The following is a 25,589-nucleotide window of genomic DNA, read 5'->3' on the forward strand; positions in this document are numbered from 1 at the left end:
GCACAGCCTTGCCCATTGCCCACCCCAGGCACGCATGCCATGAGCCTCAGCGTCTTTCTGGAGCTGCGGTTCTGGCTGCTGGTGGGGTTCTCGCTGGTGCTGCCGGTGGGTATCTATGCGTTGCTGCTGGTCACCCGGTCGATCTCGCGCTGGGCGGTGCTGGGCTTTGGCGTGGCGCTGGTGCTCATTGCGGGCGTGGATGTGTACCTGTTGCAGTCCATCGCCGCGCAGGCCAAGAGCACGCCGTCGCTGGCCGATGATGCGTGGTTCAGTTCCGAGCTGACGATTGCGCTGTACCTGCTGCCCGTGGTGTTCGGCGGCATCGGCGTCAACCTGATTTCGCATGTACTGCTGCGCCACCTGACCGAGGCCGAGGGGCGGTTTGACCGTGAGCACTCCGATCGCTGAGTCGTGAGGGGCTTACGATGCTCCGATCCCTTCGTTTTCAGAAAGTCAAACCGCCATGATCCTGGGTCTCGCTGCCAATCGCCTGCACCACCACACCGAAGACGCGGCGCTCTTTTCCTGGTTGCGCGTCTGCGAGGCGGGCATCAGGGAACTGCAGCTGGGGCTGCACGCCGTGGGCCGCACGCACGATGCGATCGTCGCTGCGGGCATGTTGCAGGGGTACCGCCCGCTGGTGCGCTATCCCTACGGGCGCGACGGTGGGCTGATGAAAGTGGTGGCAGAGGTGGTGGGCATGGGGGAAGGGCGCACGCTCGATGGCGCGATCTACCTCACCGACCCTGTGGACCCTTCTTCCATCTTCCCCGAGGCGCTGGCCCTCAAGCGGCAGTGTGTGATCCACGGCAAGCCGTTTCTCTCCACCGTTGCCAGCGCGCGCGACTGGATCGAGATGGAGCGCATCCACGCCGGGCTGCCGCGCGATCCCCAGGCCGACCGGTTTCATGACCATGGCACCCAGACGCTGGCCCTGATTGCGCACGACGCGTGCAAGCAGGCCATGCTCGACTTTGCGGATCGTAACTTTGATGTGCTGTCGCAGTTTCGCCACCGGGTGGCCACCGGCACCACGGGCCAGCGACTGAACGCCCTGGCGTGGAGCAAGGGCTGGCCCGAAGGGCAGCCCTGGGTGCAGCGTTTTAACAGCGGGCCGCTGGGTGGCGATGCGCAGATTGCCGACCTTGTGTTGGAGCGCCGTTGCCACCGCGCCGTTTTTTTTGAGGACCCGCATGTGGCGCGCCAGCACGAGGCCGACATCCAGTTGCTGGAGCGCGCCGTGACCACCGCCACGCACGACGCGGTGTGTGTCACCGTGCCGGGCGTGGCGCAGCGCTGGTGCGACGCCGTGCGCCTGCGCGCGGCGCGCTGATAGTGCTTTCATTTCTGCGCGTTTGTGTTCCTTCCCTTCGCTTCCTTCGTCACCTTGCGCATGCGCACCCAGGCCACCGCTCTGGTGCTGGCGGCCTGCGCCTCGGGCGCCTGGGCCATTCCCACGTTTGACGAGGTGCGCGCGGACTTCAAGCCCTCGGACACCCTGATCCTCTCGCGCGAAGGCGAGGTGCTGCAGCGCTTGCGCACCGACGCCACCGTGCGGCGTGGCCAGTGGGTGCCACTGGCCGATGTGTCGCCCGCGCTGCGCCAGGCGCTCGTGCTCAGCGAAGACAAGCGGTTTTTTGAACACAGCGGCGTGGACTGGCGTGCGGCCTCGGCCGCCGCCTGGGGTAACCTGTGGAACCAGCGTACACGCGGGGCCAGCACCATCACCATGCAGCTCGCGGGTCTGCTGGACGGGGACTGGCGCCAGGGCCCCGGAGGGCGCACGGTGGTGCAGAAGGTCGGTCAGACCGTGGCCGCCCAGGTGCTGGACCGGCGCTGGCGCAAGGACCAGATCCTGGAGGCCTACCTCAACCTGGTGCCGTTTCGCAGCGAGCTGGTGGGCATCGATGCCCTGAGCCGCACCCTGTTTGGCAAGGCGGCCCACGGTCTGGACGACCGCGAAGCCGCGGTGGCAGCGGCCCTGGTGCGCGCGCCCAACGCACGGCCTGCGCTGGTGGCTCAGCGTGCCTGCGGCGTGCTGCGCGACATGCAGCATCGCCCTTCCACCCCCGCCTCGCCCGCTGCACCGGCGGTGCGCCTGGACTGCGATGCGCTGGACCTGTTCACCACGGCCGCATTACAACGCCGCGCCTTCGATGCCAGCGAGGGTGTGGCGCCACACTTTGGCCGCTACCTGCTGCGCCAGCGGGACAAGGACAGCGCTGTGCCCGAGCGGGTGGCCACCACCCTGCGCGCGCCGTTGCAGCGTTTTGCGATGCAGAGCCTGCAGCAGCACCTGCGCGAGTTGCGCGGGCGCCATGTGGAAGACGGCGCGGTGCTGGTGCTGGACAACGCCACAGGCGCGGTGCTGGCTTGGGTGGGGTCATCCGGCCAGCTCAGCCAGGCCAGCGAGGTCGATGGGGTGCTGGCGTTGCGCCAGCCGGGCTCCACGCTCAAGCCGTTCTTGTACGCCCAGGCGATTGCCGAACGGCGGCTCACGGCAGCCTCGCTGGTGGAGGACTCGCCCGCGCAGATCACCACGGCGGGCGGGCTCTACATTCCGCAAAACTACGACCGCCAGTTCAAGGGCTGGGTGTCGGTGCGCACGGCACTGGCGGCGTCGCTCAACGTGCCCGCCGTGCGCACGCTGGTCATGGTCACGCCCGATGCGTTCCACCGGCAGCTCGGGGCCATGGGATTGCCGCTGCGTGAAAGTGGCGACTACTTTGGCTACAGCCTGGCACTGGGCAGCCCCGAGGTACCGCTGCTGCACCTGACGAACGCCTACCGCACGCTCGCCAACGGCGGGCGTGCCAGTCCTGTTGCAGTCACGCTCGCCAACGGCGGGCGACAGGGCAGCGTAGCCCCGGCCGATGCCAAGCCCCGCTTCACGCCAGCCATCGACCCACGCGCCGCCTTCATCGTGGGCGACATCCTGTCCGACGGCAATGCACGCGCCCGCACCTTCGGCACCGACAGCGTGTTGGCCACCCGCTTCTGGACGGCGGTGAAAACCGGCACCAGCAAGGACATGCGCGACAACTGGGCCGTGGGCTGGTCCGAGCGCTACGCGGTGGGTGTGTGGGTGGGCAATGCCAGTGGCGCGGCCATGCACGAGGTCAGCGGCACCAGTGGTGCAGCGCCCATCTGGGCAGCGGTGATGGGCTTTCTGCACGCCCGCGAGCCCAGCCGGGCGCCCAAGGCCCCTGGGGGCCTGGTCAGGGCGGCTGTGCGGTTTGGTCCGGGCCAGCCGCCCTCTGCAGGCGTGCTCCAGCCGCTGGAGGCTGCGCGCGACGAATGGTTTGTGCCTGGCACGCAGCAGTCTTTGTTTGCTATTGATTCAATAGCTTCCGAGCCATATTCCACTAGCGCATCTGGCCAAAAAGTCTCCAAAAACGCTGCCTCGACCCCTACGGCGCCTCCTGCCGGTGCTTCTGCCCGCATCACCGCCCCGGCGTCCGGCACGGTGATCGCGCTGGACCCGGACATCCCGCCGATGCGACAGCGCCTGCAGTTCACCGCCACGGGCGATGCAGTGCAGTGGCGGCTGGACGGCAAAACCCTGGGCCGGGGCCCTCGGGTGGCCTGGATGCCGTGGCCTGGGCGGCATGTCGTGCAGATCACGGATGCCCAGGGCAAGGTGCTGGACGAAGTCCGGCTGGAGGTGCGTGGTGCCGGTGTGGTGGCAGCGCCCCCCCGGGCAGGTGCGCATTGACGCTGACAAATCCGAGGAATACGGTGTGAATTTGGGCTAAGTCCCGGTTCAGGCGACTGTTTAAAATAGTTACAAACTATCCCTATGCCCTCGCTTCGCCAGTTTTTCTCTCACCGCCTGATCTGGCTGGCTTTGCTGGTGGCTCTGGGTATTGGGGCGTTGTTCGCCCGCACCATCTGGACCATTCGCAATGACGAGTGGAGCTATGCGGTCCAGACCAATTCCAACCTGGTCCGCACCTTGGACCAGGGGTTGGCCTGGGCGCTGGACTCTTTCGACAAGTCCCTAGAGGGCGTGGCCCGTGAGGTCGCGCGACCCGAGGTGTGGGCGCTGCCACCCGACCTCCGTTCACGGGTGGTGTTCGACAACTCGCTGCGTGCGGGGGGGGCGGGCGACGTGCTCGTCCTGGATGCTGAGGGCAATGTCGTTCTGGACTCGGGCTCGCTCGTTCCTCGTCGGGTCAATTTGGCCGACCGCGACTACTTTCAAGCGTTTCGTGACCAGGGAAAGCAAGGGCTGTTCTTTGGCAAGCCCGTACCTTCGTGGGTGACGGGCCTCAACATCCTGCCGATCTCTCGTGCTTACTACCACGCCGATGGCAGCTTTGCCGGGGTGGTGGTGGGAGCCATTCGCCTGAGTTATTTCAAAGAGCTGTATGGGTCTTTGGATCTCGGAAACAACAGCGGTATCAACCTCTTCCGGCAGGACGGGGTGGTGATATCGCGCTTTCCCTACGGAGACGCCGATGTTGGCAAATCCATCGCGGGCTCTCCGAACCTGGTGCGCTTCCAGACCGAGGGCGCGGGATCGTTCGTCGGTGTAGCGGCGCTTGACGGGATTGAGCGCCTGTATTCCTTCCGGCCCGTGGGCAACTATCCGCTGATCCTGAACGTCGCCCAGTCCACCGACACCATCCTGGCCAAGTGGCGGAGCAGCGCCTGGGTGCTGGGTGGCTTTGCCGTGCTGCTGATGCTGGGCTGCCTGGGGCTGGCCCTGCTTTTTGTGCGGGAGCTGGTGTTGCGCCAGCAGGTGTCGGCGCGCCTGACCGAGGCCGAGCACGACCTGCGCACCACCCTCGACAACGTGCCCTCGATGATTGCCTACTGGGATGCCGGTATGCACAACCGCTTTGCCAACCGCGCAGCGCTCGAGGAGTTTGGTACCTACCCGGCACCGGTGCGGGGCCGCCACATCAGCGAGCTGCTCAGCGAGGCCCGGTACGCCGCCAGTAAGCCCAACTACGACTTGGCGTTGGCTGGCAAGCCACTGCGCTTTGAGCGCACGGACGAGGACCAAGACGGCCTGCCACGCCACTGCATCGTGTCCTATCTACCCGATACCGATGAGCGCGGCGTGGTCACCGGGCTGTTTGTGCAAGTGACGGACATCACCGAACGCAAGCGCATGGAGAACGAACTGTTCGACGAGAAAGAGCGCGTGCGCCTCACGCTGCAATCCATCGGCGATGCCGTGGTCTGCTCGGACGCCAGGGGCATGGTGACCTACCTCAACCCCGTGGCCGAACGCCTCACGGGCTGGCAGGCGTTTGATGCGGCCGGACACAACGTGGACGAGGTGGTCAGCCTGCGCAGCCCCGACAACGACGAGCCCTTGCCCAACACGCTGCGCACTGCGATTCAGCATGGCGCGGCCACAGAACCCGTGCGGGGCGTGCTGGTGCACCGCACCAGCGGCCAGCGCTTCCAGGTGGAGGAGACGGCCAGCCCCATTGCCGACCGCCATGGTGCAGTGACCGGCGCAGTGGCCGTGCTGCGCGACGTGACCGAGGCCGTGGCCATGGCCGAGCGCATGGCCCACCTGGCCCAGTACGACGCACTGACCGACCTGCCCAACCGCGTGCTGCTGCAGGACCGAGCACGGCTGGCCATGGCGCAGGCGCGGCGCGAAGGCAAGTCGCTGGCGGTGATGTACCTGGACCTTGATGGCTTCAAGGAGGTCAACGACCGCCTGGGCCACGATGTGGGCGACGTCCTGCTGGTGCAGTTTGCCCAGCGCCTGCAGGCAGCGGTGCGTGCATCCGACACGGTGTGCCGGCAGGGGGGCGATGAGTTTGTGGTGCTGCTGCCGGGGCTGGATGGGGTGGAGCACGCCTGCCTGGTGGCGCGCAAGATCCTGGCGGCCTGCGACGCAGCGTTTGATCTGGCTGGGCAGCCGGTGCGGGTGGGCGTGAGCGGCGGCATTGCGCTGTTCCCGCAGCACGGCAGCACGTTCGATGAGCTGTCGCGCCATGCTGACGGCGCCATGTATGCGGCCAAACGCGGCGGGCGCATGCGCTTCATGCTGTACCAGGGCCCGGATGCCGATCCCGAGGTGGTGTTGCCCGAGTCCTCTCAAGTGGCCGCGGCCCAGTAGTCCATCTGCTGAAGTCGGGCGTCCGGGTGGCATGGCGCTGTCCGTCGCTGGAAATTTGTTGCAAGCCGTCGAAAAAATTTTGATGGCTGGCCCCCGCGCCACCGCCTACCATTCGGCGCATTCCCCATCCTGGAGAGCCTGCGTGCCCAATCTGTCCAAAATCACCTGCATCGAAGACCTGCGTGTCATTGCCCAGCGCCGCGTGCCGCGCATGTTCTATGACTACGCCGATTCGGGCTCGTACACCGAGGGCACCTACCGCGCCAACGAGAGCGACTTCCAGCGCATCAAGCTGCGCCAGCGCGTGGCCGTGAACATGGAAGGCCGCACGACCCGCACCACCATGGTGGGGCAGGACGTGGCCATGCCCGTGGCCATTGCACCCACCGGCCTCACCGGCATGCAGCATGCCGACGGCGAGATCCTGGGGGCCAAGGCGGCCAAGGCGTTTGGCATCCCGTTCACCCTCTCGACCATGAGCATCTGCTCCATCGAAGACGTGGCCGAACACACGGGCCGCCACCCGTTCTGGTTCCAGGTGTATGTGATGCGGGACCGCGACTTCATCGAACGCCTGATCGACCGCGCCAAGGCGGCCAACTGCTCGGCGCTGCAGCTCACGCTCGATCTGCAGATCCTGGGCCAGCGCCACAAGGACATCAAGAACGGCCTCTCGGCCCCGCCCAAGCCCACCATCGCCAACCTCATCAATCTGGCCACCAAGCCGCGCTGGTGCATGGGCATGCTGGGCACAAAACGCCGCAGCTTCGGCAACATCGTGGGCCACGCCAAGGGTGTGGGCGACCTGTCGTCGTTGTCGTCGTGGACGGCTGAGCAGTTCGACCCGCAGCTCAACTGGGGCGATGTGGAGTGGATCAAGAAGCGCTGGGGCGGCAAGCTGATCCTCAAAGGCATCATGGACGCCGAAGATGCGCGCCTGGCCGTCAACAGCGGTGCCGACGCACTGATCGTCAGCAACCACGGCGGGCGCCAGCTCGATGGCGCGCCATCCTCCATTGCCGCACTGCCAGGCATTGCCGCGGCAGCGGGCAAGAACATCGAGGTGTGGATGGACGGCGGCATCCGCAGCGGGCAGGATGTGCTCAAGGCCCGCGCTTTGGGCGCGCAGGGCACGCTGATTGGCCGCAGCTTCTTGTACGGCCTGGGGGCCTACGGCGAGGCGGGCGTTACGCGTGCGCTGCAGATCATCCAGAAAGAGCTGGACATCACCATGGCGTTCTGTGGCCATACCAACATCAACAACGTCGATTCGTCGATCCTGCTGCCCGGTACCTTTCCCACGGCCTGAGCGGCTGAAAGCCCTCTACCGCGCGGCCGTCGCCGGCGCCGGCAGGCGCTTGAGCGTGGCCAGGTAGGCCACCACGTCCTCGCGGCCCTGCGCATCGTCGAGCTGGTAGTCCATGCCCTGGCCGGGGATCAGCGCCTCGGGGTCGGTCAGCCAGGCCTTGAGCGTGGCACGCGTCCACAGCAGCTTGCTTGCGCGCAGCGCGGGCGAGTAGTCAAAATCCTTTAGCGCGCCCGCGCGGCGCCCCACCACGCCCCGGTGCGCCGGACCGTCGCCGTGCTGGTCCGGGCTGTGGCAGCTGCTGCAATGCGCCGCGTACAGCGCAGCGCCACGCTCCACCGACTGGGCCGCAGCGGGGCTGTGGGCCCCCCACAGCAAGGTGGCCGCAACGGCAACCCAATGAACAGGGAACAGTGGGCGAGGCAGAGGCATGGCGGGCAGCATGGGGTGGAAAGCGCGAGCGTTGTGGGCAGAGGTGACTCTTGCAGTACGGACGATCCCGTCGCCTGGATTCATGCCCGTCGCGGTGGGGTGCCCGATACCCCGACTACACCAATTTGCCGAGCCAGGGCACTGTTTTTGTGCCCGGCGACATCCAAAGTGCCTGCTGTGGCGTATTCACCTACAGCAAAGCCCCGCAAGGCCTGCCAACCCGATCAATCCAAGACAATGGGCGCATGAGCACCCTCCACCCAGACAGTGAACTGATGGACCTCCTAGACCGCATTGCCGCGCAGGACGACTCCGCGCTGAAAAAGCTGTACGAGCGCACCTCGTCGCAGCTTTTTGGCCTGGCCCTGCGCATCGTCCGCAACCGCGATGCGGCGGAGGATGTGCTGCAGGAGGCGTTTTTGACCATCTGGCGCGGCGCGGGCAACTACCGCGCATCGCTGAGTCCGCCCATGGCGTGGATGGGTTTGATCGTGCGCAGCCGGGCGCTGGATGCCCTGCGCAAGCGCACCACAGACCGGTCCGATCTGATGAACGAGCTGGATGACGAGATGGCGCAGACGCTGGAGGGCGATACGCCCAACCCCATGGACGCCGCCGATGCCAGCGAGCAGGCCTTTGCGCTGCACCACTGTCTGGGAAAGCTCGATCACAAGCAGCGCGAAGTGGTGAGCCTGGCCTACCTGCGCGACCAGAGCCACGGGGAGCTGGCCGAGCAACTCAAGCTGCCGCTGGGTACCGTCAAGACCTGGATCCGTCGGGGCCTGGAACAGCTGCGCACCTGCATGGCGCGTTTTGCGTGAGGTTGCCATGAACATTACCCAACACCCCGAACTGCTCGAACGCCTGGCTGCCAGCTACGCCCTGGGCACACTGCGTGGCGGCGCCCGCCGCCGATTTGAAAGCCTGGCCCGCGAACACGCCACCGTGCGCGCTGCAGCGCTGGTCTGGCAGACCCGCTGGTCCGGCCTGACCGAGTTGCAGCCCGCCATCCACCCCGCGCCCGCCGTGTGGACGCGCATCGACAACCTGGTGCAGGCCGACCGGGCTGCGTCCGCCATGCAGGCGGCCCGTGTGCACCAGGCCGCAGAGGCCCCCAGTGGCTGGTGGCGCAACCTGCTGGTGTGGCGCGGTGCGGCGGCTGCGGGCGCCATCGCCACGTTGGCGGCTGTGGTGGTGGGCGTGCAGGTCAATGGCGGCCTGCGTGCCACCACGGGCGCGCAGATCGCCGCACTGCAGCAACAACTGCAAGCCACGCCCCAGATCCAGTACGTGGCGGTGCTGGCCGATGACAAGGCCGACGCGTCGATGCTGGTGACGTTCGACCCCAAGAACAACCAGCTCGTGCTGCAGCGCGTGGGAGGTTTCCAGGAGGGGACGGACAAGTCCTTGCAACTGTGGGCGCTGCCGCCCGCTGGTGGCCCGCGCTCATTGGGCGTGCTGGGGCAGGACAAGTTGCTCAAGCTGGTGGCCCAGGAGGGCGATGTGAAAGAAGTCCCCACGCTGGCCATCAGTCTGGAGCCCAAGGGGGGGGTGCCCAGCGCCACAGGCCCGACCGGGCCGGTGCTGTTCAAGGGCGCTCTGATCCGCAAGGCCACCTGACACCCGGGTTCCAGGCAGTTGCTTACAGGTCTGGAAGAACCGGTGGCAAAAGAAAAGAATAGTCGCTACCGTTGAATCCACGGGTTTCTCTTCGTCGTATTCAAGGCGGGGTGCTTGGCACCCCACCATCCACCTACGAGGAGATCCCCATGCCATTGAAAAAAATCAGTCTGGCCGTGCTGGCTGTTCTGGCTGCCAGCGCAGCGGGCGTCAGTCTGGCGTCCAGCCACCGTGAGGCGCCGTTCATCACGACCCAGCCCAAGGTTGACGGCAGTGACTTCTACCTGTTCAACAGCTACGAACCGGGTCGAGCGGGTTTTGTCACCATGATCGCCAACTACCTGCCGCTGCAGGATGCCTATGGCGGCCCCAACTACTTCAGCCTGGACTCGAATGCGCTGTACGAGATCCACATCGACAACAACGGCGACGCAGCGGAGGACATCACCTTTCAGTTCCGCTTCAGGAACACGCTGAACAATGGTGGCAACGGCATCACGCTCGATATCGGTCCTGATGGTGCCCGCAAGAAGGTGGCGATCCCGCTGCGCAACGCCGGTGGCATCAGCGGCGCAGCGGGCGACCCGCTGGCTTACCGCGAAGAGTACGAGATGTTCATCGTGCGCGGTGACCGCCGTACCGGCAAGCGCGAGCAGATCACCATGGCCGGTGGGGGCACCACCTTCACCAAGCCCATCGACTACATCGGTGAAAAATCGCTGGGCAATGCGGCCGCCTACGACGCCTATGCCGGCAAGTATGTGTATGGCATCAACATCCCCGGCTGCGCCACCCCCGGCAAGGTGTTTGTGGGCCAGCGGCAGGACCCGTTCCCGGTGTCGTTGGGCACCATCTTTGATCTGGTGAATGCACCTGCCGCCGTCATCACCAGCGAGTCGAATGCCGCAGCCTTCGGCGCGGGCCAGATTACCAACAAGAACGTGACGTCGCTCGCGGTGGAAGTGCCCACCAACTGCCTCACGGCGGCATCGGGCGAGAAGGTCATTGGCGGCTGGACCACTGCCAGCCTGCGCCAGGCCCGCTTGCTCAATGGCAAGCCAGACTCGGGTCTGCAGGCCAGCGAGAAGGCCGGTGGCGCATGGACGCAGGTCTCGCGCCTGGGCATGCCGCTGGTCAACGAGGTGGTGATTGGTCTCAAGGACAAGGACAAGTTCAACGCATCCAAGCCCAAGGATGATGCGGCCAACTTTGCGGACTACGTGACGCACCCCACGCTGCCCGCGCTGGTCGAGACGCTGTTTGGCGCCAAGGCCCCCACGAACTTCCCGCGCACCGACCTGATGACGGCCTTCCTCACGGGGCTGCCCACCGTCAATCGCCCCGGCAACATCACCGGCCTGGGTGCCGGCGGCCCCCTGGCCGAAATGCTGCGCTTGAACACGGGCATTGCCGCCACGGCTGCGGCTGCGCAGAACTCGCTGGGGGTGGTGGCAGGTGATGCGGCCGGCTTCCCGAACGGCCGCCGCTTGGGCGACGACGTGGTGGACGTATCGCTGCGCGTGGCCATGGGGGCACTGTGCACAGTGACGGGTGCCACGGACGCGCTCAAGGTGGGCTGCAAGCCGGGGGATGCCCCGGCAGGAGGGGTAGCGTTTGTGGACGGCTCGCGCACCAAGGCGACGGACTACCGTACGGCGTTTCCGTACGTGAACCCACCGCTGCCCGGTGCCAAGAACTTCTGATCCGAAGGAGCCACACCATGCAAAAGAACCTTCGGATTCAGCACCTGGCCCTTACTTCGGTGGCGGCATTGGCCATCACCGGTTGCGGCGGGGGCGGTAGCGGCGACAACACGGCAGACCCTGGCAATGGGGGGGCCGTGATGGTGAACGCGTTCGCGTATGTGCAGCCCATTGTGGCCAGCGGCGCATCGGACACCACCGAACCTCAGGCGGTGGACCAGCTGGTGCTGTCCAGCACCGAGGCTGAAGAGCCCGATTCGCGGCTCTGACCCTCGCGCGATGTCCTGGCTGCGCCCCGAAGTGGTGTGGCCAGGGCGTGCGTGGGTGATTGTGTCTCTTTCGATATCCGCTGTTGTCACGAGCCCATGAAGAAACCTCATCACTGTGTGTGCGTGGCCTTGTGCCTGGTGCTCTGGGCGGGCACGGCCCTGGCGGCCTTGCCTCAGGACTTGCCACCTGGCCTCGATGCCGATGTGGTCGAGCGTCTGCCCGAGCGTGTGAGCGCAGCCCCCGCCACGCCCCAGGCCGCTGCCGCCACGGCCCGGCGCTGGATCACGCTGTCACGCGAGACGGCGGACCCGCGTTACCTGGGCCGGGCACAGGCGGCCCTGGCACGCTGGTGGGGCCAGGCAGGCGCCCCGGCCGATCTGCTGGTGTTGCAGGCCACCGTAGAGCAAGGGCGCCATGAATTTTCAGCAGCGCGCGCCACGCTGGAGCGCGCCTTGCAAACCAACCCCGCACAGGTGCAGGGCTGGCTCACGTTGGCCACGCTGGAGCGTGTGGCCGCGCGCTATGAGGCCGCCGAGGCCGCCTGCCGCAACGTAGCCCGCCACGGTGCTGCGCTGTATGCCACCGCCTGCCTGCTCGAAACCCGTTCACTGCAAGGCCAGCACGATGCCGCACGCAATGGCTTCACCGCCCTGCGGCAGCAGGTGGCGGGGAATGCCGCCCAGCGGGCCTGGATCGGGTCGCTGCTGGCCGAGAGCGAAGAGCGCGCAGGGCGCGATGACGCTGCCGACGCGGCCTACCGCCGCAGCCTGGCCGATGCCCCCGACGGCTACACCGCGCTGGCCTATGCCGACCAGCTGTTGCGCCGCAATCGTGCGAGCGCCGCACTGGAGGTGCTCCGGCACCAGCCCGACAGCGACTCCGTGCTGCTGCGGCGCGCGCAGGCCCTGCGGCTGATGGGGGACGCCGCGTGGCAGCCCCTGGTGCGCGACCTGGAAGCGCGTTTTGCCGCCATCGCGGCGCGCGGTGAGGGGCTGGACGCCCACGCCCGGGAGCGTGCCTTGCTGGCGCTGTGGTTGCAGGGGCAATCCGCCGCCGCATGGAAGGCGGCCCGCACCAACCTTGCCCTGCAAAAAGAGCCGCTCGACTGGTGGCTTGCACTCCAGACCTCTGAGCAGTCGGGCGACGCTGCTGCCCACCAGGCCGTGCGGCAGGCCCTGCAGCAAGCAGGGCTGCAAGACCTGCGTCTGGCGCGCTGGCAGACCCGGGGAGCCCAATGATGCGCTGCATGCACTGGATAACGGGCCTCCTGCGCCCACGCGGGCGTTCCCTGCGGGCCATGGTGGCTGTCGCGTTGACTGCCGCAGCACTGGCGCCCAGCGCCTGGGCCCACAAGGCCAGCGACGCCTATCTGCGGGTGACGAATGCGCTGGCACCCCAGGGCACTGCAGGGGCGGGCGCATCGATAGGCCTTGTGCTGTCGGTGGCCTTGAAGGATGTAGATGCCGCGCTGGAGCAGCTCGATGCCGATGGCGACCGCCAGCTCACATGGGGCGAGGTGCGACAGTCCGTGCCCGCCATCGTCCAGTGGGTGGGCCAGGGCATGTTGTGGCAGTGCGACGGCACGGCGACGGTGCCTGCCTGGCGCTTTGAAGCGTTGGAGCAGCGCACCGATGGGCGTTACGCGCGGCTGGCTGCCACGCTGCCCTGTGCGCCAGCCCAGGCGGTCACCCTGCGCTACGGCCTGATGCAGGGCATCGACCCCACACACCGCCTGCTGGTGGGCGGCGCGTTGAGCGGCCAGACGCTGGCAGCCGTGCTGGCCCCTGACGGGCGCTCCGGCACCGACCTGCGCTCTGCAGGCAGCCGCGCCGGACAAGCGGGGCCAGACGGTGCAGAAGGTGCTCAAGGCACGGACGCAACAGTGCCCGGCGCCCCACGCGGCGGGGTGGCCACGCTGCTGCACTTTGTGACCGAAGGGGTGCACCACATCCTGTCTGGCTACGACCACCTGGCCTTTTTGCTGGCACTGTTGCTGCCCATATCCTTGGCGCAGCCGCAGCCGCAGCCGCAGCCGCAGCCGCAGCCCCGCCACCGCGATCTGCCATTGCACACGGAGTCCGGCACAACACCGATCGCTGAAACCCTGGCCTCCGGCGCCAGGGACCGCTTCGCCGGGATCAAGGCGCTCCTGCTCACGGTGACTTGTTTCACCGTGGGCCATTCCATCACCTTGGCACTGGCAGGCCTGGGCTGGGTCACCGTGTCGGGCAACTGGGTGGAGCCCGCCATTGCCATCAGCATCGGCATCTCGGCGTTGCTGAACCTGTTTCCCGTCCAAGGCCTGCGCAGTAGCTGGCTTGCTCTGGGCTTTGGTCTGGTGCACGGGCTGGGTTTTTCCGGGGTGCTGGTTGAAGCTGGCGTGGCGGGGGCTTCGCTGTTGTGGGCCCTGGCGGGGTTCAACCTGGGGGTCGAAGTGGGCCAGCTGATGGTGGTCGCCCTGTGGTGCGCGGTTTCGGTGGCATTGGCGCGCAGGGCGTGGTACCGCTCGGTGGTGGTGCGTGGGGGCTCCGTCGCGTTGCTGGTGCTGTCGCTGTACTGGACCGTGCAGCGCCTTGCCTTCGCTGGCTGACGAGAACGGTGGCCAGTCCGTCGTGGAGGGCCAGACCCTGATCAGGCGCTAAAGACCCTTTGCGGCACTCTGGATTCACATCTGGACGTCGCCCGTGTGCGTAATGACGCTGTCGTAGCAATTATTTACAAACATGAGGAGCGCCCCATGAAGAGTCCCCTTTCCATCGCCGTGCTGGCTGGCGTTGCACTGACCTGCAGTGCGGCCCAGGCCGATACCGGCAAGCTGCTGCTCACCGGTGGTGTCAGCACCATCGCCGGATCGGCGGGCGGCGGGCTGACCCCCTGGGCAGTGATTGGCAGCAACGCCACCGAGGGCGAGGTGGGTGTCAGCGCCTATGCCACCCGTGCTGCGACCCAGGATTACAGCCTGAACGGCTATGGCGTGGCCCTGGGGCTGCACGACCGCCTGGAGCTGTCGCTGGCGCGCCAGGACTTTGATGCCTCGCCCGCGATCGCGCTCAACGGCATTGCGCCGTTTGGCGTGACACCCGGCCAGCACATCAAGATGGACGTGCTCGGCATCAAGCTCAAGGTGGCGGGCGACGCGGTGCTCAACAGCGACAGCTGGATGCCCCAGATTGCGGTGGGGCTGGAGCACAAGCAGGTGCACCCGGGCTCCCTCAGGTCGGTGCTGGACTTTCTGGGCACCAAAACCAGCGGCACCGATGTGTATGTGAGCGCCACCAAGCTGCTGCTGGCGCAAAGCGTGCTGGTCAACGGCACGCTGCGCTACACCAACGCCAACCAGAACGGCCTGCTGGGCTTTGGCTCGGCCGCGCCTGGCAAGAACAGCCGCAGCCTGCAGCCCGAGTTCTCGGTGGCGTACCTGATCAGCAAGAACCTGGCGGTGGGCGCCGAATACCGCTTCAAGCCCAACAACCTGCAGGCGCTGGGCGCTGCGGCAGGCCTGGGCGCTGCGCTGCGCGAAGACGACTGGAAGGACATCTTCGTGGCCTGGGCGCCCAGCAAGAACGTATCGCTCACGCTGGCCTATGTGGATTTGGGCCGCATCGTGCCCGGCATCACCCAAAACCGCCGCCAGACGGGCTACTACCTGTCGGCCCAAGTCGCTTTCTGAGGAGATTTTCATGACCCACTCCAAAACTCTCATCGCCCTGGCCATCGCCCTGAGCGGTTTGCTGGCTGCCCCGGCCTTTGCGCAGACCGCTGCGGCGCCGGTGGCGAACACTGCAGCCCCTGCCGGCCTGTACCAGGCCCTGGGCGAAAAGCCTGGCATCACCCGCCTGGTGGACGATTTTGTGAACCGTGTGGTCAAGGACCCGCGCATCGGCAGCCACTTCAAGGACACGAAACCAGCCGCCCTCAAGGAGAGCCTGACCGACCAGTTTTGCCAGTTGAGCGGGGGCCCTTGCAAATATGAAGGCGCTGACATGAAATCGGCCCATGCCGACATGGACATCAACAAGGGCCACTTCAACGCCCTGGTGGAGGTGCTGCAAAGCGCCATGGATGCCCAGGGCATACCGTTCGCTCAACAAAACCGCCTGCTGGCGTTGTTGGCGCCCATGCACCGTGATGTGATCACCAAGCGGTAAGACAATGAAAAATGCTATATTTTTAATAGCTGCTGGCGCAATATTCACTAGCGCTTGGGCCGGAAATGTTCAAATTCAGGTGCTGGACCGCGAGGGCAAGCCGGTGCCCGACGCCGTGGTGGTGGTGTACCCCGGTGCCACTGCGGGCGCGGCCCCCAGCCTGCTGCAGCCCAGCCCCACCATTGAGCAGGAGCGCATGCGTTTTGTGCCTGCCGTCACCGTGGTGATGCCCGGCACCACCGTGCGTTTCACCAACCAGGACCGCTGGGATCACCATGTGCGCGGCAACCCTACAGGCGTGGCCGCTGCAGCGGCCCCTGCTGCGCCTAGTTCCAATTTTGAGCTGCGCCTGGCCGGCAAGGCCGACGGCAAGCCCGCCAACTTTGCGGACGTCAAACTCGACACCCCTGGCGTGGTGCTGCTGGGCTGCCACCTGCACGGTTCCATGCGCGGCCACGTGTTTGTGACCGATTCGGCCTGGACACTCAAGACCGACAACGATGGCATTGCCCGATTTGCCAGCGTGCCGGATGGCGCAGCACAGGTGCGCGTGTGGCACGCCGAGCAACTGGTAGACCTGCCGCGCAAGGCGCTGAATGTGGTGCCCGGCCCGGTGCTCGATACCGTGCAGCTCAGCGTGGTGCCACGGGTGCGCCGCGCACCACCGGCTGCGCCTACCGGCCCTACCAACAGCCCCGGTGGGCCCATGGGGTCGTACAGCCAGGCGCCCGTCTCGCCTCCCCAGGCACATCAGCACCCGGGCAGCTGACCCGCCACCACAGCGGGTGGTCCAAAGGGGGCGGGTCAGCAGGGCAGCGATTTTTGGGGGCGTGGTCCGTCGCCCGCTCTTTCGTCTGAGTGTCTGCGGGCGTCCCCCTGCGGGGTCGTCCACAGGCTCTCAAGTCAACCCGGCAGCTTGAGCCCGCCCGGTCCGGAGGGCATGGTGTTGGCGCTGCTCTTTTGGCTGCCGGCCGTTGCACTCCCCACGTCCTGCTTCACGCTGCCAGGGGGGGCGTTCAGGTACAGGTACAGCGCTTGCGCATCCACGTCGCTGAGTTGCCCGAGCGACTCGAAGGGCATCACCTGGATCGGTGTGCCGTCAGGCCGCTTACCCGTGCGCAGCATGGCCACAAAGCTTGCGGCGTTGGGGTAGCGTGCCAGGGCGCTGTCGGCACTGTGTGTGCCAGGGCGGATGTCTGCCGCCGCAGGCCAGTCAGGCGGGCCGCCGGGGATTTTGCCGCCCGACAGGTCGGCACCATGGCAGCCGATGCACATGTTGGCCACGTACTGGCCGTTGGCCAGCGTCACTCCGGCAGCTGTCGGCCGCGAGGGGGCCAGCTGGTGGTCGATGCGCGAGGCCGCGTCGGGAATCGCACCCAGCCCATACAGCACCCAGGCAGGGTGCGGCAGATCGATCACGGCCTGCGTGCCCTCCTTGGGGGGGAACTGGCGCACATACGACACCAGGGCGTTCAGGTCTTCGTTGGTGAAGCGGTTGTAGTCCTCGCTGGGCATGACCAGCACCGGGCGGCCATTGGGCTTGACGCCGTGGCGGATCACGCTGTTCCAGTCCTCGGGCTGGTAGCGCGCCACCACGCCAGCCGGTGTGATGTTGGGCCCCACGATGCGCGTGCCCTTGCCATCGTTGACGAACTCGCGGCCCGTGCCTTGTGCGCCATGGCAGTCGGTGCAGCCACGCGATGCATACAGATAGCGCCCGCGTTCGATGGTCTGCGCATCGGTGGTGTAGGCCACGGGGCGGGGTTTGATGTCGATGTAGCGGTTGCGTTTTTGCTCGGCCAGGTACAGGCCGCTGGCAGCGGTGGCGACAACGATCACGCCCAGCAGCAGCGCGCTGCCTGCGGTCCATTTGATCCAGCGTTTCATGGTGGTATCCCTCTTCTTCGAATGGTGGCGGACGGGCTGAACGAATCAGCATGCCCAGGCGCCGGATTCTGAAGTCGAAGAAGCGGTTTGTGGCACCCCACCACCGCAGGGTATGGCGGGGCCGGTGACATTTGTCACAAACGGCCCGCCAGTGTGAGCGGGTGTAGCCTGTTCACACGCGCTCCATATCCTCTCAGCGCTCGATGGTCTTGTTCCAGCGCGCGTTCCACGCAGGGCGGTTGGCGTTCACGCTGTCCCAGTCCAGCGTCACGGCGTTTTTCATCCACTGGCTGATCTGCGCGACCTGGGCGGCACCCTCACCCACGGCAGGCGCCTTGGGGTTGGTGGGGATCTGCGCGCCAAACTGCAGCACGTTGGCCTGTGCCAGCGGGCTCAGCAGAAACTCGGCCAGCTTTTGCGCCAGTTCGGGCTCGCTGTTCTTGGCGATCACGCATTGGCCGGTCATCAGCACCACCGAGCCCTCCTTGGGCTGTGCGTATTCCACCGGAATGCCCTTGGCCTTCAAGGCCGCCACACTGGTCGGCGTGAGCGGGAAGATCGCCGCTTCGCCCGTCTGCACCATCTCCGAAATCTTGGCCGAGCTGGGGATGTACTCCAGCACGTTGGGGCCGATGGTCTTGGCCCAGTTGTTGAAGCCCGGCTCCACGTTCTTGTCGTTGCCGCCCTGGATGCGGTTGAACATCAAAAAGCCGTGCAGCCCGAACGACGACGACGGCATGGACTGGAACACCACCTTGCCCTTGTACTTGGGGTCGGCAAAGTCCATCCACGACGTAGGCGCGGCCCAGCCCTTTTCGGCAAACATCTTGGTGTTGTAGGCGATGCCGGTCATGCCCAGGCTCACGCCGCTGGCCAGGTCGTCCTTGAAGCGCGCGGCGGGGTAGATGTCGTTCAGGTGCGGGTTGGGCTTTTGCTTTTCGCACAGGCCCATGCCCATGGCGCGCACCATGATGCCGTCGTCCAGAAACATCACGTGCATCTGTGGCTTGTCCTTGTTGGCCTGGGCCTTCGCCAGGATGTCCGAGGACGTGCCAGGCACCACCACCACCTTCACGCCATGCAGCTTCTCGAACGCCGGGAACACGTACTGCGTGTACGCCTTCTCCATGGTGCCGCCATTCATGCCGATGTACAGCGTTTTGGTCTGCGCGGTGGCGGTGCCTGCGGCGGCCACGGCGGTCAGTGCGGCGGCCGTCACAAGGGCGCGGCGGGTGCGGCTGGCAAAGCGGGGGGAGAAGGTCATGGTGGTTTCCTTTCTGGTGGGGAGGGGAGTTTTGTCGGTGGCAAACGGGGTCAGTGGGCAGCGGCAGTGCTGGCCACGTCAGCCACCGTCGTTGGGAGAAATCGCTCAATCGCAAAGGCATCAATCGGCGTGGTGCTGCGGCCATCGCGGGCCAGCTCGGCCAGCACCTCACCCACGCCGGGGCCAATCTGAAAGCCCGCACCCGCAAAGCCAAAGCCATGGATCAGGCCGGGCGTGGTGTGACTCTTGCCCAGCACCGGCTGGCGGTCAGGCAGATAGCCTTCGGTGCCGCTCCAGGTGCGAATGAAGTGCGCATTCTTGAGGGCGGGCAGCAGCTCCACCGCCTGCACTGCCAGGGTAGCGATGGCGCTGCGCTCGGAGCGGGCGCGGTCGGCATCCAGCGCCACACCTGCGCCGCCGCCCAGCACCAGATTGCCGCGCGCCACCTGTCGGCAGTAGATGCCGCCGCCCTCCACACCCAGGCTCCAGTGCATGAAAAAGGGCAGGGGCTCGGTCACCGCCATGGCCGGATGGCCGGAGTGAATGGGCACGGCCTCGCCAAACTGCGCGGCCAGCGCACCGGCCCAGGCGCCTGCACAGTTGATGAGCACGGGCGCGCGCACCGCCACGGTGGTGCCCGAGCGCACGGTGAACAGCTGCCCGTCGTGCTCCACCGAGGTCATCGGTGTGCGTTCCAGAATCTGCGCACCTGCACGCCGTGCAGCCAGTGCAAATGCGGGCGACACCAAGCGCGGGTTGGCCTGGCCGTCATCGGGGCACAGCGAGCCACCCACGGCGAGCCCGCCCAGCCAGGGGCAGCGCTCGCGCAGCGTGGTGCCCGAGATGAGCTGGATGCCCAGGTCGAAGTCGCGGCTCAGGTTGGCATAGGCTTCCAGCGCAGCCATGTCCGCCTCGCTGCGCCCGATCTTGAAGTGCCCGCTGCGCTGGTACTCGCCATCGGTGCCAATCAGTGCGGGCAGGTCGGCCCAGACCTGGTGGGCGCGCTGCGCCAGCGGCAGCTGGCTCACCGGGCGGCCCTGGCGGCGCACGCCGCCATAGTTCACGCCACTGGAGCGCGAGCCGCACAGGTCACGTTCCAGCAGCACGACGGCCACGCCTTTGCGACGCAGTGCCAGCGCGGCCGATGCGCCCATGATGCCGCCGCCCACAATGGCAACGTCGGTGTCGATCGTTGGGGTGGCGGTCATGCGCGGGCCTCCGCCTGGGGTTGCAGGTGGATGGGAATCGGCTTGATCGGCGCTTGTCCGCGCAGCCTCCCCACCTGATCGATAGGCTTGCCTGTAGCGTGGGCCAGGATTTCTGCAGCGGCCACACCGCACATGCGGCCTTGGCAGCGGCCCATGCCCACGCGGGTCAGGGCCTTGAGGCGGTTCATCTCGTCGGCCCCAGCATCGTGGGCACAGGCGCGCAGCTCGCCGGCTGTGATGTTCTCGCAGCGGCACACCACCAGCGCATCGGGTGCGTGGGCGGCCCAGTCGCTGGGGAAGGGAAAGGCGCGCTCCAGCCCTTGCCGAAATGGCATCAGCTTCATCAGCTTGCGTTCCAGCTCAGTAGTGCGTACCGCATCGACCTTCACGCCATGGTCTGCCAGCAGCGCCAGCGCAGCGCGCTCGCCCGCCCACTCGGCCGCATCGGCGCCCATGATGCCCGCGCCATCGCCCGCCAGGTACACACCGGCAACGCTGGTGCGGCCTGCTGCGTCGCGTTCAGGCAGGTGGGCGCGGTGCATGGGGGCCCAGGCAAAGCGGCAACCCAGCAGGTCGGCCAGTTGGGTTTCGGACCGCAGCGCATAGCCAAAGCCCACGGCATCGCAGGGCACGGTGTGCTCGGCCTGGCCGTCACTCCACACCACGGCGTTGATCCGTATTTCGCCCTCCATGCGGACAGGCCGCACGCCGGTGTGCACCGCCACGCCATGCGCGCGCAGCCAGCCTACGTAGTACATCCCTTTGGCCAGCACGGCGGGCTGCGTCAGCATGCCGGGCAGCGCGGCCAGTTGGTCGGCAAAGCGGGCGGTGTCTAGCACTGCAGCCACCTTCACGCCCGCCTTGGCGCCTGCCTTGGCATATTGGTACGCCACCAAGTACAGCAGCGGCCCGGTGCCCATCAGCACCACGTTGCGGCCGATGGTGCAGCCCTGGAACTTGAGCGCCACTTGCGCTCCCCCCAGCGTGTACACGCCAGGCAGCGTCCAGCCCGGCACGGGCAGCACGCGGTCGGTGGCGCCGCTGGCCACGATGAGCTGGCCGTAGGGCACCGTGCGCGTGGTCTGTGTGGGGGCATGCAGCACATCGAGCTGGCCGCCTTGGGCGTTCCAAACCAGGCTGTTGGGTTGGTAGTCGATGTGGGCGGCCAGGCCATCCAGCGTGCTGTGCAATGCCGTGGCGCGTGATGCTTCGGTGCCATACAGCGTTTGCGGGCTGCGGGCAAAGTGGGCAGGCGGGCGGCGGTAGATCTGCCCGCCACCGCGCGCGGCCTCGTCGATCACCATGGGCCGCACGCCATGCGCCACCAGGGTTTGCGCCGCACGGATGCCCGCAGGGCCTGCGCCCACGATCACGGGTTGCAAGGTGGGGGCGGTCATGCGGCCCCTCCGGTAGTCAGCTGCATGCCCGCCTGGATGAAGGTGGCGCAAGACCGTAGGCGTTCGCCGGTAGCCGTCATCACCCAGCAGTCCTGGCACGCGCCCATCAGGCAAAAGCCGGCACGCGGCTCGTGGCTGAATTCGTTGCGGCGCAGCTGGGCACGGTGGGTGAGGATGGCCGTGAGCACCGTGTCGCCTTCGAGCGCCGTGGCGGTCTCCCCGTCGAGCACGAAGGGCACGGGGGCGCGGTCTTTTTCGGCCACGCGGTGGAGCAGGGCTGTGTTCACAGTCATGGAAGTCATGCCCATTTATTTGCGCCCTACGAGCACGCGGTCCAGGCCGTACACCCGGTCGAGAATCACCATCGCGCAGGCCGTCAGGGCCACCATCAGTGCCGACACCGCAGCCATCAGCGGGTCAATCGACTCGGTGGCGTACATGTACATGCGCACCGGCAGCGTCACCGTGCTGGGCGAGGTGACAAAGATCGACATCGTCACTTCGTCAAAGCTGTTGATGAAGGCCAGCATCCACCCGCCCGTCACGCCGGGCAGGATCATCGGCAGCGTGATGCGCGTGAACACTGTGGCCTGGCTGGCGCCCAGCGACAGGGCGGCATGCTCGGCACTGCGGTCGAAACCCACGAGGGCAGCCACCACCAGCCGGAGCGTATAGGGCGTGACGATGAGCGCATGCGCAAACACCAGCCAACCAAAGCTGCCTGTGCCGCCGATCAGCGCAAACAGGCGCAGCAGGGCTACACCCAGCACCAAGTGCGGAATGATCAGCGGCGACAGGAACAAGCCATTCAAAAAGCCGCGCCCGGCAAACTCGTAGCGCGTGATGGCAATGCCCGCAGGCACCGCCAGCACCGTGGCCAGCGTGGCTGAGGCCAGCGCCAGCCACAGGCTGTTCCAGAACGACTGCACAAAGTCCGGGTGCTCGAACACCGCCTTGAACCAGCGCAGAGAGAGCTCAGTGGTGGGCAGCGTCAGCGTGTTGTGCGGCGTGAACGCCACGATGCACACCACCAGCAAGGGGGCGAGCATGAAGGTGATGACCAGCGCGTTGAACGCGAGGGCGAGAGGGCCGTTTTTTTGCATCTTGGTTATCCCAAAGATTTCTTGTAGCGGCCTTCAACCAAGCGGTTGTAGCTCAGCATGACCACCAGGTTGGCCACCAGCAGCGTCAGCGCAATCGCGGCGCCCAGGGGCCAGTTCAGCTCGTGCAGGTATTCGTCGTACACCACCGTGGCCACCATCTTCAGCCGCCGCCCGCCCAGCAGGCCGGGGATGGCAAACGAGCTGGCCGCCAGGCCGAATACGATGAGGCTGCCGGACAGGATGCCAGGCAGCACCTGCGGCAACACAATGCGCCGCAGCGTGGTGAAGGGCGAGGCCTGCAGCGATAGCGCGGCGTTTTCCACACCCGGGTCCAGCTTCTGCAGCGAGGTCCACACGGGGATCACCATGAAGGGCAGCATCACATGCACCAGGGCGATGACCACCGCGATCTCTGTGTAGAGCATCTTCACCGGGCCGATGCCAACGAGTTGCAGCGCGCCATTCACCAGCCCCTCGGGGCCCAGCAGCATGCTCCAGCCAAAGGCGCGCACCACCACCGACACCAGCAGCGGTGCCAGTACCACCAGCAGCAGGATGGAGCGCCACGGGTTGCCCATGCGGCTCAGGATGTAGGCCTCGGGTGCGCCAATGGCCACGCAGATCAGCGTAACCAGCCCCGCAATCCAGAACGTGCGCCAAAAGATCGTGTGGTAGTACGAATCGGTGAACACATGGGCGTAATGCTCCAGCGTGAACTCACCCGCCTTCACCCCGGTGGCCGGGTCGAACGCGTTGAACGACAGCACGGCCGTGAGTGCCAGTGGCACCAGCAGCAGCACCGTGAACAGCAGCAGCGCCGGGCCGGACAGCCACCAGGGGGCGGCCTTTTTGTGGAGCAAGGTGGTGGCCAGGCTCATGGCGACACCTCGGCGGCGTCTTCGGCTTCTAGCTCGGCCAGGGCGGTTTCATCGGCGGGCAGCAGGCGCATGCAGTGGTCGGGCCAGTCCACGCCTGTGCGCTCGCCCTCGGCCAGCGCAGCGCGGCCGTCGTTGGGCGCCAGCACCATCAGGTCGCCCACGGGGGTGCCAACACGGTACAGCCACTGGCTGCCCAGGAAGAAACGCTCGCACACCTGGCCATCCATCCGGCCCTGCACGGCGGGCACCAGTTGCACTTTTTCAGGCCGCACGCTCAGCAGCACGGCGGCGCCGGGGCGGTAGCGGGCGCCGTCCACCTTCATCGTGAGGGCGCCCACCTTCACCTGCGTGTGCGTGCCATTGGCATGCGTTACCTGGCCAGGCAGCAGGTTGGCCTTGCCCACAAAGGTGGAGATGAAGCGCGTGCGCGGGTGCTCGTACACGCGGTGCGGGTGGTCGATCTGCGTGGCGCGGCCGGCCTCCATCACCACCACGCGGTCGCTGATGGACATGGCCTCGCTCTGGTCGTGTGTGACCATGATGGTGGTGGTGCCCACCTTGCGCTGAATCTGCCGCAGCTCAAACTGCATTTCCTCGCGCAGCTTGGCGTCGAGGTTGGACAGGGGCTCGTCCAGCAGCAGCACAGGCGGCTCAATGACCAGCGCACGGGCCAGTGCCACCCGCTGGCGCTGGCCGCCCGACAGCTCGCGCGGGTAGCGCGTGGCATGCTTTTCCAGGTGCACCAGCGCCAGCGCCTGGGCCACGCGCTCGGCGCGTTCGGCCTTGGGCACCTTGCGCATCTCCAGCCCAAAGCTCACGTTGGCTGCCACCGTCATGTGCGGGAACAGCGCATAGCTCTGGAACACGATGCCCAGCCCGCGCGTGTTGGCCTTGGCGTGGGTGATGTCCTTGCCATCGAGCTCGATGCGCCCGCTGGTCACGGCCTCGAACCCCGCCACCATCTGCAGCGTGGTCGTCTTGCCGCAGCCCGACGGGCCCAGCAACGACACAAATTCACCCTTTTGCACCGTGAGGTTCATGGACTGCACCGCGCAGGTGCTGCCATAGAACTTGGTCACATCCGTGAGCTTGAGAAACGACATGGCGAAAGCCTTTCCGGTGGTGGCATCGCACGGTTTGCCTGGGGGGCTGTGCGTGTCACCTGCTGTGGAGTTGCATGGATGGGCTGCGGGCCTTCGGTGTGCTTGCACCGGGGTGGTGCAAGTGCCGCACAAAGGCTGGAACAGCCGCTCGATTCAATTGAATCTATTGCAATAAACAAACCAGAATGCTTCGGGTATTCCATTAATCAGAATTTTTATTGAATTTATTCCGTTCAATGAAATATGATGCCTTCAGTTTGATCAACGAATTCCACAGGAGCGAGGTATGGAAGCCGCATCCACCGCCACCGGCGGCGTACCCCGGGTGTTTGCCGTCATCCGGGCCCTGTCGGCCGTGCAGGCCGAGGGCGGGCGAGTCACCCAATTGGCGCGTGCCGTGGGCCTCACGCAGGGCACTACGCACCGTTTGCTGCAATCGCTGGTGGCAGAGGGCATGGTCGAGCAGGACGAGCGCAGCAAGCTCTACCGCCTGAGCATGGACTTCTTCGCCCTGGCCGCCAAAGCGGGCAACCCCGGCGACCTGCGCACCCTGTGCCGCCCCGCGCTGCTGCGCCTGTGCGCCAGCCTGGGCGACAGCATCTTTCTCTTGGTGCGCAGCGGGTTCGATGCGGTGTGCCTGGACCGCAGCGAGGGGCCGTTCCCCATCCGCTCATTCACCGGCGACATCGGCGGCCGCGTGGCCCTGGGCGTGGGGCAGGGCGCACTGGCCATCCTGGCGTTTTTGCCCGAGGCAGAGCGCGAAGAGGTCATCCGCTTCAACCTGTCGCGTGTTCGCGAATACGGCGTGTTTGACGAGGTCTATCTGCGCACCGAAATCGAGCGTGTGCGCCAACTGGGCTATGCGGGCCGCAATACTGGGTTGCTGGAAGGCATGGCTGGCGTGGCCGTACCCATCCTGGACCGCGAAGGGCGCGCGGTGGCGGCGCTGAGCGTGGGCACCATTTCTGCGCGGCTCAATGACGACCGGTTACCCACCGTGGTGGAACTGCTCAAGCGCGAAGCTTTGGCAGTGGGGCCCAAGATCAATCCGTTTGATGTGACGCTGCGGCGGCCGGCACAAAGCCTGTCGAGCGTGCGCCCCGACCAGGCCATTCAGCCCGCGGGACAGGAGCAGAAGTAGGCGGCCTGAATCTCGGCCTGGGGGGCCTGGGGGGCCTGGGG

The 25,589-nt window shown here is 66.5% G+C and carries 24 protein-coding genes; 15 read left to right on the forward strand and 9 right to left on the reverse strand.

Annotation, left to right across the window (positions count from 1 at the left end):
* Positions 1 to 39: 39 nt before the first annotated feature.
* The 5 genes from AC07X4_RS15415 (at position 40) to AC07X4_RS15435 (ending at position 7,397) form a co-directional block, all read left to right on the forward strand.
* Positions 40 to 408 carry a hypothetical protein gene (locus AC07X4_RS15415; RefSeq protein ID WP_015013149.1) on the forward strand — a complete coding sequence of 123 codons (369 nt, stop codon included), beginning with the start codon at positions 40 to 42 and terminating at the stop codon, positions 406 to 408.
* Positions 409 to 463: 55 nt separating this feature from the next.
* Positions 464 to 1,333 carry a methylglyoxal synthase gene (locus AC07X4_RS15420; RefSeq protein WP_494740565.1) on the forward strand — a complete coding sequence of 290 codons (870 nt, stop codon included), beginning with the start codon at positions 464 to 466 and terminating at the stop codon, positions 1,331 to 1,333.
* Positions 1,334 to 1,393: 60 nt separating this feature from the next.
* Positions 1,394 to 3,715, forward strand: coding sequence for a penicillin-binding protein 1C (pbpC, locus tag AC07X4_RS15425; RefSeq protein WP_494740583.1), 2,322 nt, complete (start codon positions 1,394 to 1,396; stop codon positions 3,713 to 3,715).
* A gap of 84 nt (positions 3,716 to 3,799) precedes the next feature.
* A complete protein-coding gene (locus tag AC07X4_RS15430) occupies positions 3,800 to 6,088 on the forward strand; it encodes a sensor domain-containing diguanylate cyclase (RefSeq protein WP_494740566.1) in 2,289 nt (762 codons plus the stop codon).
* Between the two features lie 142 nt (positions 6,089 to 6,230).
* Positions 6,231 to 7,397 carry an alpha-hydroxy acid oxidase gene (locus AC07X4_RS15435; protein ID WP_108499988.1) on the forward strand — a complete coding sequence of 389 codons (1,167 nt, stop codon included), beginning with the start codon at positions 6,231 to 6,233 and terminating at the stop codon, positions 7,395 to 7,397.
* Positions 7,398 to 7,412: 15 nt separating this feature from the next.
* On the opposite strand, the gene AC07X4_RS15440 is transcribed toward AC07X4_RS15435, so the two are convergent.
* Complete coding sequence (locus AC07X4_RS15440; protein ID WP_099732035.1) at positions 7,413 to 7,826, reverse strand: c-type cytochrome; 414 nt, start codon at positions 7,824 to 7,826, stop codon at positions 7,413 to 7,415.
* Positions 7,827 to 8,071: 245 nt separating this feature from the next.
* Here AC07X4_RS15440 and AC07X4_RS15445 point away from each other — a divergent pair, with 245 nt between their 5' ends.
* The 9 genes from AC07X4_RS15445 (at position 8,072) to AC07X4_RS15485 (ending at position 16,336) form a co-directional block, all read left to right on the forward strand.
* Positions 8,072 to 8,647: an RNA polymerase sigma factor gene (locus tag AC07X4_RS15445; RefSeq protein WP_099729648.1), complete on the forward strand. Its 576-nt coding sequence runs from the start codon at positions 8,072 to 8,074 to the stop codon at positions 8,645 to 8,647.
* Positions 8,648 to 8,654: 7 nt separating this feature from the next.
* Positions 8,655 to 9,446: an anti-sigma factor gene (locus AC07X4_RS15450; RefSeq protein ID WP_494740567.1), complete on the forward strand. Its 792-nt coding sequence runs from the start codon at positions 8,655 to 8,657 to the stop codon at positions 9,444 to 9,446.
* A 149-nt stretch (positions 9,447 to 9,595) separates the two neighbouring features.
* Positions 9,596 to 11,149 carry a DUF4331 domain-containing protein gene (locus AC07X4_RS15455; RefSeq protein ID WP_494740568.1) on the forward strand — a complete coding sequence of 518 codons (1,554 nt, stop codon included), beginning with the start codon at positions 9,596 to 9,598 and terminating at the stop codon, positions 11,147 to 11,149.
* A 17-nt stretch (positions 11,150 to 11,166) separates the two neighbouring features.
* A complete protein-coding gene (locus AC07X4_RS15460) occupies positions 11,167 to 11,418 on the forward strand; it encodes a hypothetical protein (RefSeq protein WP_494740569.1) in 252 nt (83 codons plus the stop codon).
* Between the two features lie 96 nt (positions 11,419 to 11,514).
* Positions 11,515 to 12,657 (forward strand): hypothetical protein, encoded by a 1,143-nt coding sequence (locus AC07X4_RS15465; protein WP_494740570.1) that lies wholly within the window; start codon positions 11,515 to 11,517, stop codon positions 12,655 to 12,657.
* Between the two features lie 8 nt (positions 12,658 to 12,665).
* Positions 12,666 to 14,009, forward strand: coding sequence for a HupE/UreJ family protein (locus tag AC07X4_RS15470; RefSeq protein WP_494740571.1), 1,344 nt, complete (start codon positions 12,666 to 12,668; stop codon positions 14,007 to 14,009).
* 147 nt (positions 14,010 to 14,156) lie between these two features.
* A complete protein-coding gene (locus AC07X4_RS15475; RefSeq protein ID WP_494740572.1) occupies positions 14,157 to 15,089 on the forward strand; it encodes a DUF3034 family protein in 933 nt (310 codons plus the stop codon).
* A gap of 10 nt (positions 15,090 to 15,099) precedes the next feature.
* The gene (locus tag AC07X4_RS15480) at positions 15,100 to 15,567 is read left to right on the forward strand and encodes a group I truncated hemoglobin (protein WP_494740573.1); all 468 of its coding nucleotides are present in this window, start codon (positions 15,100 to 15,102) and stop codon (positions 15,565 to 15,567) included.
* Between the two features lie 79 nt (positions 15,568 to 15,646).
* Positions 15,647 to 16,336, forward strand: a complete 690-nt coding sequence (locus AC07X4_RS15485; protein WP_494740574.1) for a cupredoxin domain-containing protein — start codon at positions 15,647 to 15,649, stop codon at positions 16,334 to 16,336.
* Between the two features lie 134 nt (positions 16,337 to 16,470).
* On the opposite strand, the gene AC07X4_RS15490 is transcribed toward AC07X4_RS15485, so the two are convergent.
* From AC07X4_RS15490 to AC07X4_RS15525, 8 genes are all read right to left on the reverse strand, one after another.
* Positions 16,471 to 17,454 carry a c-type cytochrome gene (locus AC07X4_RS15490; protein ID WP_494740575.1) on the reverse strand — a complete coding sequence of 328 codons (984 nt, stop codon included), beginning with the start codon at positions 17,452 to 17,454 and terminating at the stop codon, positions 16,471 to 16,473.
* 193 nt (positions 17,455 to 17,647) lie between these two features.
* Positions 17,648 to 18,718, reverse strand: coding sequence for an ABC transporter substrate-binding protein (locus AC07X4_RS15495; protein WP_099729658.1), 1,071 nt, complete (start codon positions 18,716 to 18,718; stop codon positions 17,648 to 17,650).
* 50 nt (positions 18,719 to 18,768) lie between these two features.
* Positions 18,769 to 19,926: an NAD(P)/FAD-dependent oxidoreductase gene (locus tag AC07X4_RS15500; RefSeq protein ID WP_494740576.1), complete on the reverse strand. Its 1,158-nt coding sequence runs from the start codon at positions 19,924 to 19,926 to the stop codon at positions 18,769 to 18,771.
* Positions 19,923 to 21,323, reverse strand: coding sequence for an FAD/NAD(P)-dependent oxidoreductase (locus AC07X4_RS15505; RefSeq protein ID WP_494740577.1), 1,401 nt, complete (start codon positions 21,321 to 21,323; stop codon positions 19,923 to 19,925). Before AC07X4_RS15505 ends, AC07X4_RS15500 begins: the two co-directional genes overlap by 4 nt.
* Positions 21,320 to 21,631: a (2Fe-2S)-binding protein gene (locus AC07X4_RS15510; protein WP_494740578.1), complete on the reverse strand. Its 312-nt coding sequence runs from the start codon at positions 21,629 to 21,631 to the stop codon at positions 21,320 to 21,322. The genes AC07X4_RS15505 and AC07X4_RS15510 overlap by 4 nt, the downstream gene beginning before the upstream one ends.
* Complete coding sequence (locus AC07X4_RS15515; RefSeq protein WP_494740579.1) at positions 21,632 to 22,426, reverse strand: ABC transporter permease; 795 nt, start codon at positions 22,424 to 22,426, stop codon at positions 21,632 to 21,634.
* Between the two features lie 5 nt (positions 22,427 to 22,431).
* On the reverse strand, positions 22,432 to 23,304 hold the full coding sequence (locus tag AC07X4_RS15520) for an ABC transporter permease (protein ID WP_494740580.1): 873 nt from the start codon (positions 23,302 to 23,304) through the stop codon (positions 22,432 to 22,434).
* Positions 23,301 to 24,407 (reverse strand): ABC transporter ATP-binding protein, encoded by a 1,107-nt coding sequence (locus AC07X4_RS15525; protein ID WP_494740581.1) that lies wholly within the window; start codon positions 24,405 to 24,407, stop codon positions 23,301 to 23,303. Before AC07X4_RS15525 ends, AC07X4_RS15520 begins: the two co-directional genes overlap by 4 nt.
* A gap of 286 nt (positions 24,408 to 24,693) precedes the next feature.
* Here AC07X4_RS15525 and AC07X4_RS15530 point away from each other — a divergent pair, with 286 nt between their 5' ends.
* The gene (locus tag AC07X4_RS15530) at positions 24,694 to 25,548 is read left to right on the forward strand and encodes an IclR family transcriptional regulator (RefSeq protein ID WP_056061269.1); all 855 of its coding nucleotides are present in this window, start codon (positions 24,694 to 24,696) and stop codon (positions 25,546 to 25,548) included.
* Positions 25,549 to 25,589 lie beyond the last annotated feature (41 nt).

The organism is Acidovorax sp. GW460-11-11-14-LB4 (assembly GCF_059423685.1).